Raw genomic sequence first — 1400 nt, 5'->3', positions numbered from 1 at the left:
TAATGCCAGTCAGTTAAGCTGACTGGCATTTTTCTTTTTATGGGGATACTTAGATGGTTTTGGCTTAACCCATCGGGGATATCTTCTATCCTCTCGTCTAGCTGGAAGCTTAAATAAGACCAGTGTATTGAGTAAGTGCTGCCAGTGTATTGGAATGTTCCCTGGACTCATTATAGATACTGACGAGAAATACTGAATGACAGCCATCGAACTGCTAGAGAAACTAAGCTGGTTAGGCCATATCCCTGTAACTGTCGCCGCCATCGTCATTATTCTTCGTATTAAATTATAGGCGAGTAACACGCCCCATAGCTCCTGACGCACCATGTCTGGACGCTTGCTTCTTAAATGGTATGCGCTATCAAGCATGGTTTGTTTGATTTCTCTAAACCCAAGCTCTATCTCCCAACGATGACAATATAATTCAACAATTTCATTACCTGGATAACGCAATCTATCCGTCATCGAGGTTAATATACGGTAGCTTTTACCCTTTATTGTTTTACTGATTAATCTCGCTTTAATCGTTTCAGGAACATCGGGAAAGTTTTTTTGTGCATGCTTTGTTGTTTTCAATTCAATGATATGGTCATTTTTACCCGCGCTGGAGATGATTTCATACTGTAAGTCGGGCCTTGCTGGTATCAGCCAGTGCCTCATCTTCCCAGTTTGGTGCCAACGATTTAACAGGCCTAAAGAATAATATCCTTTATCAAACATAGTCAGTGAATTATCTGGTGTACGTTCAATTAAACGCTCAGCTAATTTCATCTCGTTGGTTTTATAGTTATCAAACTCGCTACTGAGCAGTTGATGGCTGGTCAATTCCATATGACAGACCATGCGTATTTGAGGAAAGGCTGTATCACCGTATTGGTTGCTACCAGAAGAGAAGGCTTTACGATTATCAGGCGTGTCGGCTGTTCGCCACACAACACCGTCAACAGCTAATAGGTTCAAACCATTCCATGTTTCGAATGACTGTTGCTTATACATTGATTGAGCAGATTTATTGAAAACGTGTTTAACGGAATCATCACCTAACCTTTGTCTCGCCTGTACCATCGCACTTGGAGCAACGAGTTGGTTCTTGCCTGGTAACATGATATCTAGCTTATTAGCGATATTCCAAACCGATTCTTTTCGAAACAATGCCATGCCAATAACTGACCACAAAACGGCCTCAAGCGGTAACCTTCGCTTACGAACGGTTGCAATCCCAGCTTGTTGAAAACCTTGTTCAATGATTTCAGGGTCAAGAATTTCTGATAATTTTTCAAAGGTATGGTATCGGCTGCTTTCTTCAAGTGTTGCTTGCAGTGCTTGTTCTATATTCACAAAAAAATCCGTAGTTAGTTTCCTAACTACGGATTTTGCATGATCGTTTGGATCGGTCAACC

The 1400-nt window shown here is 41.3% G+C and carries 1 protein-coding gene; it reads right to left on the bottom strand.

Annotation, left to right across the window (positions count from 1 at the left end; translation table 11 throughout):
• Positions 1-9: 9 nt before the first annotated feature.
• Positions 10-1332 (bottom strand): IS4 family transposase, encoded by a 1323-nt coding sequence (locus tag I6F66_RS20575; RefSeq protein ID WP_101162806.1) that lies wholly within the window; start codon positions 1330-1332, stop codon positions 10-12.
• Positions 1333-1400 lie beyond the last annotated feature (68 nt).

This window comes from Pseudoalteromonas sp. NZS100_1 (assembly GCF_015864285.1).
Classification (GTDB): Bacteria; Pseudomonadota; Gammaproteobacteria; order Enterobacterales; family Alteromonadaceae; genus Pseudoalteromonas; species Pseudoalteromonas arctica.
This window is presented reverse-complemented; position numbering and strand designations above follow the sequence as displayed.